Origin of the sequence: Streptomyces mangrovisoli, from assembly GCF_000974985.2 — a bacterium.
GTDB lineage: Bacteria > Actinomycetota > Actinomycetes > Streptomycetales > Streptomycetaceae > Streptomyces > Streptomyces mangrovisoli.
Window position 1 is genome coordinate 1 of sequence record NZ_LAVA02000136.1, and the last position, 6,506, is coordinate 6,506.

The 6,506-nt window shown below is 70.5% G+C and carries 5 protein-coding genes; 2 read left to right on the top strand and 3 right to left on the bottom strand.

The genetic code is table 11. The features are described from left to right. Window positions 1-287: 287 nt before the first annotated feature. A complete protein-coding gene (locus WN71_RS37610) occupies window positions 288-1,469 on the bottom strand; it encodes a hypothetical protein (RefSeq protein ID WP_143074930.1) in 1,182 nt (393 codons plus the stop codon). A 239-nt stretch (window positions 1,470-1,708) separates the two neighbouring features. Here WN71_RS37610 and WN71_RS37615 point away from each other — a divergent pair, with 239 nt between their 5' ends. Beyond that, window positions 1,709-2,692, top strand: a complete 984-nt coding sequence (locus tag WN71_RS37615) for a hypothetical protein (protein ID WP_240529901.1) — start codon at window positions 1,709-1,711, stop codon at window positions 2,690-2,692. Window positions 2,693-2,877: 185 nt separating this feature from the next. Then, the gene (locus tag WN71_RS37620) at window positions 2,878-4,242 is read left to right on the top strand and encodes a hypothetical protein (protein WP_046592729.1); all 1,365 of its coding nucleotides are present in this window, start codon (window positions 2,878-2,880) and stop codon (window positions 4,240-4,242) included. A 1,140-nt stretch (window positions 4,243-5,382) separates the two neighbouring features. On the opposite strand, the gene WN71_RS37630 is transcribed toward WN71_RS37620, so the two are convergent. Together WN71_RS37630 and WN71_RS42135 are read right to left on the bottom strand one after the other, a co-directional pair. After that, a complete protein-coding gene (locus WN71_RS37630) occupies window positions 5,383-5,712 on the bottom strand; it encodes a hypothetical protein (RefSeq protein WP_143074931.1) in 330 nt (109 codons plus the stop codon). Continuing rightward, window positions 5,709-5,852, bottom strand: a complete 144-nt coding sequence (locus WN71_RS42135) for a hypothetical protein (RefSeq protein WP_167382999.1) — start codon at window positions 5,850-5,852, stop codon at window positions 5,709-5,711. The genes WN71_RS37630 and WN71_RS42135 overlap by 4 nt, the downstream gene beginning before the upstream one ends. Between the last annotated feature and the right edge of the window lie 654 nt (window positions 5,853-6,506).

A 6,506-nucleotide genomic window follows, 5' to 3' on the forward strand; every position in this document is an offset into this window, starting at 1 on the left:
ACGACCGATCACGCCATAAGAAACGACCTCTAAGGCGCGTCGAAATCGGCGCTTGGCTGGCCAAGGCCCGCCACAGGCACCGCTCCAGCCAGCTCCCCGAAGCGGACGCACGTCTGGTGGCCGTCCTATTCGAAGGGGAATGGACGGCCGAGGACGCCGTGTCGACCGTCCTGGCGTAGACCCCACCCCCGGCCAGGCGGCCGTAGGGAAAGCCCATGACCCCGCTGAGTCGAGCGCCTGCAGGCCATCGGGCCCAGCCCTCCCACCGGAGGACCGGGCCCGTGGCGTCAGTGTTGGGTGTCCCAGCCCAGCGCTTCGGCGACGACCTGGAGACCCACCTCCAGGGTGAAGCAGACCCCCAGATCGTGGGCGTCGAGGCTGCTGCCGATCTGACGGAAGTGGCCGGCCAGCGTGCCCGGTTCGAAAGAGTCGGACAGCACGTGCCAGGGCGGGCGATGCCCTGGCCGTTCCTGCTCCTGGGTCGCCAGGGCGACCGCGTAGGCGATCACAGCGGGCCACAGCTGCTCGACGAGGTAGTCCCGGCTGTCCTCGCCCGGCTCCTGCTCCAGCTCTTCGGCCAGCTGCGCGCGGAACCGTTCCCGCAGGTCCGGGTGGGCCGCTTCGACGGATTCGACCACCCTGGCCAGGCCGGCCCCGGCACCCAGGCCGTCCAGGGCAGCCGGACGCGCGTGCGGGGGCAGCCAGATCCACAACTGGCTCAGATCCGACCAGTGAGCGCCCGGGGCCGCCAGGACACCGGCATCGCTGAGGCGTTCGGCGAAGGCCGTGCCGCCTGCGCAGGCCAAAAGCGCGGCCACCGCCGCCCACCCCGCGGGCATGGCCAGCTCCTCGAAGCACAGGTGGTCGATGTCGTAGGCCAGACGCACAGGGTTGTACCCGCCGAACAGGTCACCGTCGAAGGCACAGGAGGGGCACACGGTCAGCTCCTGCGCCGCGGTGGGCGCCAGCAGGTACCGCGCAGGGTAGCTGTCGCCACAGATCGCGCACTGCGCGTCGTTGACGAGCTTGGCGATCTCGCTCTCGCGCGCGCGGGCCACCGCGGCCGAGACCTGGCTCACCAGCTCCTGCGGGGGTGTATCGCCCGACGCCTCGAGGACCATCGCTTCGCCGGTGTTGATGCTGATGGGCGGGGCGATGAAGGTGAACGCAGGAGTGATCGTCAGGTCATGGTGATCGGCGTCGTCGGGGTGAGCGTCCGTGTCTCCGGTGCCGGGGCGGGAGAGCAGCGACCACACCGGCCCGGCGTACGCGGACCATTGCCCTCCTTCGGGGAAGCCGTCGCTCTCCGTCGGCCAGCCGGCCTGGTGGAACGCCTGGACCGCGTTGCGCTGCACATCGGCGGTAAGGATGGCTCGGGAGCCTTCCGCGTGCATGCGGGCCGTACGGGCGTATCCGCCCTCGCCCGCCGCAGCCCGGACGGCCTGCTTGCGTGCACGATTACGCGTCATGAAGGTCTCGTCTCCGGCGCAGCCCCACGTCCCGCGCCTGGTACGCATCACGTGCAGGCAGAGGGTGTTCACCGTGAGATTCGCAGAACCTTGTCCACCAGGCCGCGGGCCACGTGGGGGCCCGCAGACGGGAGTCGGGCGATCACGGTCGCCGCGAGGAGGGTAGCGCGGCGAGTCCCCAAAGCTCAACGTCCTTGGTGACAGGAGCTGTCCCAGCGATCGAGGCCCGACGCGCCCCGATGCTCGGCGTCAAGAACCTCCCTGCTCCGGCCCTGAAGGTGGCCTACCTGAGTCGGGTGGCGCACGGCACCATGCTGTCTATGAAGGATCAGCGAGCTGAGGAATTCGCCCGGTGCGCCGTCGTGCTGGCCGCGCAGTTGCGCGAGACACGGCGAGAGAGTGTGGTAGCCGCCGGCCCCGAGGAACAAGCAGACCCGTTCGCCGCTCCCGCTCCGACAGGCGATGACCCCTTCGCTCCCGCCATGGCCGGCCGGGAGGGCATCTTCGACCAGGCGCTGTCCAACGGCCTGGCCGCGATCGTCGCTTTCGAGTGGCCGGGCAAGGAGTCGGACCGCAACAGACGTGTCCTGTCGGCCAGCGCGCTGCTGCAAGTGATCGAGAAACACATCCCTGCCACGGACGGCATCGTCCTCGTTCCTGACCAGCATCCGATGCCGCAGATCCCCCAGGGCGATTCGGACTCGCTCTTCCAGGCGCCTCGTCTCTCGTCGCACACCCGGATCGATGTGAGCACGCTCCAGAACGGGATCGAGGCCAGTCAGGCGGCCCGCCACGGCCGCGGTGTCGGAGGTCTGCAGCATCGCCATATTGAGGCGCTGCTGGCCCTCGACGGTCACAGGAGCCTTGGAGTGATGGGCGAGGAACAGCAGGACCGGATCCAGCAGACCGCGCAGAGAGAAGACGCGGCCTCCCAGAAACGAGCTGCCGAGTACCTGGAACGGATCGGGGAGGAAGAAGCCGCGCGGCGCGCCGAGAACGTGGCCAACCCCTACGCCTATCACCCGAAGCACAACCCGGACGGGCACGACCTCGACACCTGTCCCGTCTGCGGGCACGAGACGTTCTGCGTGGAGGGCCTCGACCCAGTCTTCGGCCAAGTCGTGTACGGACAGTGCCTGGTGTGCACCTACACACGAACTCCCGGTGCCGCAGAAGACGAGGCATTCACCAAACATCTCCGGTCGATCATGGACGACGGCTGAGGCCTTCCGACGCACAGGGTCGTGCCCTTCGGCAGCCAGCTCCCGTCACTCTCCGGATTTCGTGCCTTGGGCATGGTGCGCGTGGCGGCCTGCGCGAGCGGGCAGGGTGAAGTCGGCGCACGGTCCCGGGCAGTTGAGATGGGCCGGCCGGGGTGCCGCGCCAGCGGTTCAGGGGAGGGGACAGTGTGGGGCTGAACACAGGCAGTACACCGGGCGGCGACGACGGCGCGCCGGGACAGTGGCTTCGGCGAGCGGCCAGCGTCGCGGACACGGTGTTCGACGGGGCTGAGTTCGTCGGTGGTTACGCGGTGCTGCGCTGGGACACCGGCCTGGGCGGCATCGCGCTGGTGCACTCACTGATCGGTGGCAACGCCGACTGCGAGGCGGTCGTCCGCGCCTTACGCGAGCGCCACGGCGAGCGCCTCGCCGCACGGTACGCGTGCGTCGCTGCGGCACAGACCGGCACCCAGGTGACACAGCCGTACGTGCCCCGGCTCCTGGCCTGCGACCTCGACGCACCCGGCCGGCAGTACGAGACGACCTGGGCCGAGCTGGCCACGGTGCTCGGGCAGCCCGCGCCCTACTGGTTCCACGCGGTGCGCGACCGCGACACGATCGCCGCCTGGCGCCCCGGTGCGCCGCCAGCGGTGGTGCCCGCACACGACATCGCCACACCGGTCACGGCGCTCGTGGAGCTCGCCGCCAACGAGCCGGACGGTTCCCCGGCCGCCGAACTGTGCTGGTACCTCGCCCGGGAGGTTCGCCGGCGCGGACACGCCTCGACCTCCCGGCAGATCGCTGAGCTGCGCAAGAACGCGGCCGACGGAGGTGACGGCGCCCACCTCGTCCTCGGCGCGGTCCCCGCCCCGCTGACCCGCCCCGACCCGCACGAGCCGGCCGAGATGGTCCGCCGCGCCGGCTGGCTGAGCATCACCGAGCGCCGCGATGTCCTCGCACACCGCGTCGCCGACTTCGCCCAGCGCTGGGGCACCCAGGACTGGCACACCGGTGCCCTGACCCGGGTGCGCCCGGACCTCTGCGCTACCGCCCACGAGTGGGCCCAGCGCCTGGTCCCCACCGTGCCCGGCCAGCCCCCCACCGCCCTGGAGAAGGTCCTGCTGGACAACGGCCGCCCCGCCGCGACCCACGTCCTCCTCAACGACCCCGTCGCCGGCATCCCCGTCCTTCACCAGTCACCGGGCACCCGCAACGCCCACCTGCTCACCTACGCCCTGCAGCGCCTGCCCACCAGCTCTCCGCTCGCTGCCGTCGTCCTCAGCTGCGACTTGTGCTGGATCCGTACGCAGGACGGCACCCTGTGGCTCGCGCCCGAGCAGGAAGGCTGGGGGATCGGCTTCGGCTACGCGGGCAACGGCTGCCACGCCCTCGCCCGCCTCGTCGACGTCCTCCTCGAGGACATCTCCGCTCCCGCGGTCCGGCCAGACGACCCCGACGCGCCGCGCGGCCTCTTCGAACTGCTGCGAGACACTCCCTCGGACGGCACGACCACTTACACGCGCGCCCAACTGCTCGCCGCCCGGACCGGCTGACACGGACGGCACCCGGGCCGCCCCGCATGCCCGGGCGCCGCCCACTGCTGGACTTGAAGGAAGGAAGGAAGGGCGGCTCGGCTGCCGCCTGAAGAGCTGAGAGGAGGGCGCTGCCCGCGCCCGGCGACGGCCTGCTCCACACCCGGTGACCTCAAGCGCCCTGGGTTCACCGGCGCCTCCCCAGCGTCCGATGGCACGCCCGGCACCATCACCGCCCGGGCCGGCCCTCCCGGCACGCCAGGAAACGGCGGCGGGGAGGTACCCGTGGGACCGACCGGACCCAGCCCGTCAGGACGGCGCCACCGGCCCTTCACGGCGCCTGTGCCGCCCGTCGATCGCCAACCTGGCTGCCCGATCGCCGCGGTGGCCGGAACGAAATCCCACCCCGCCAGACGGCTGTCAGTGACGGGTGAGGTCTTCGAGGCGGGCGAGCCAGTCGGGGACGCCGGTCGTGCGGTGCACAGGCCGGAGTCGACGATGCTCTGGGCGCAGGTTGCGAGGCCAGCGATCCGGGTGCGGGGCGGTGCGGCTGTCGAGAGCATGGCCGCGGACCGTACGAACGGGCGTGGCTATCGCGCGCTGCGCCAGGGCGGGAAATCGCAGGCGGATCTCTTCTCGTACCGATTGCGTACGCTGGCGCGGCTGGGGACCAGGTTTCTCTAGCAGGACCTTTCAGGAGCGGGCGGGGAAAGATGCCAGGGATCGGCTGCAGAAAGTGGTAGGCCCGGGTGCCCCCGGGGTGGACGCGTTGCGGCTGGTCGTCTCGTCGGAGTTCCCAGCTGCAGCGTTTCCCGCAGGATTCCTATGCGGAAACGGCCGCAGATCCTGTGATGCGACTTGCTGCGCGGCCGCGTCTATCCGCGTCCTTACACCCCCTCTGGCCAGCCGAGATGCGTGTCGACGGGTCCCGTGGAGGTGTGCCAGGGTTCTTGCCCTGGGCGTAACTCGGCGCCCTCGAGCAAGGGGGAGATATGGACATCATCATCGCGGCCGCCATCAGTGCCTTGGCCACCATCACCGCCGCGGTCATTGCGACGCGGCGCCGCGGTCCAGGGGATGATGCGCAATGAGGCGACGTGACGCCAGGCAGCCGGGCAGACAGGCGTTGCTACCGGCCAGTACTGGCCGGAAAGCACGCTCCTAGCGCCCGATCACTCCTCTTTCGCACGGGCGGGTGTGGCGGTGGTTGAACTGCTCCTGGCGGGTGTGCTGACCAAAGAGGCCGGCCAGCACTCCGGCGCCAGCGGCGAGGACACCGCGCCCGGCGAGATAGTCGGCCATGGAAGCACGGTGGACGGACCGGGCCCGTTCCAGCAGCGCGGCGTCCACCTTCCCTTCCAGGGTGCGGCTCAGCGCGGCGCTGAGGGCCTCAACGTGGCCCACAACCGCCTCGACGGTCATCGGTGTCTGCACGGGCCCGGCCGCGCGGATGAGGCCGCTGGCGGCGAACACCGACTCCGGCTCCATCACGTCCCGCACGGCATCCACAGCTCGGCCCGGCCGCGCACCGTCAGGGTCTTGCCGTTGCCCAGGGCGGTGATGATCCGCACGAACCGGGCCCGCGCGGTCTCGCCGGCCAGTTGATGCCCGACCTGCTCCAGCAGACCCACAGCACCCTCGCGCGCCACCTCCTGGCGGTGCCTCGTCTCCGCAGCACTCCTCACCGGAGCCGCCCGCCACATCGGCGCCCTTCTGATCGGCCTCGCAGTCACCTGGCGGCAGCACGACTGACACCCCATCACACCTCGCCTGAAACACGCCTGCTGAGGTGATGTCAGGACAGCCCGACTACAAACTCATTGAGTTCCTCCGCGCTCCCACCTCATCAAGACACACCGCCGAGCACCGCCCGCAACCCCCAACTCAGGGGCACCCACCCCGAACCCGGATTCACCAAAAGTTCTGCAGGAAAGGAATCAGCTCACCGACCAATCCGCCCCGTTCCCTCGTAGCCAGCTGCCCGCGGAACGCGGGCCGGGTCCGGGAGCGCAGCGGACGGACCCCCAGGCTCCTCCAGGAGCGCAGCGACGAGGAGCCGCCGGCTCGGAGCGTAAGCGGAGAGCCGGAAGGGCACCAGCCCAACCTCCGGATTCACCGAAACTTCTGACGGAAGGAAACACGGCTCGGAGCGCAGCGCAGAGCCGACTCCTCGCACCGCGAGGAGTTCCGCTTCGTCACCCGCGCGCAGCGCGGGTCTTCGCTCCAACTCCCGCGCGCAGCGCGGGAGTTCCCTTGGAACCTGCGAAGCAGGTTCTTACCCGCTC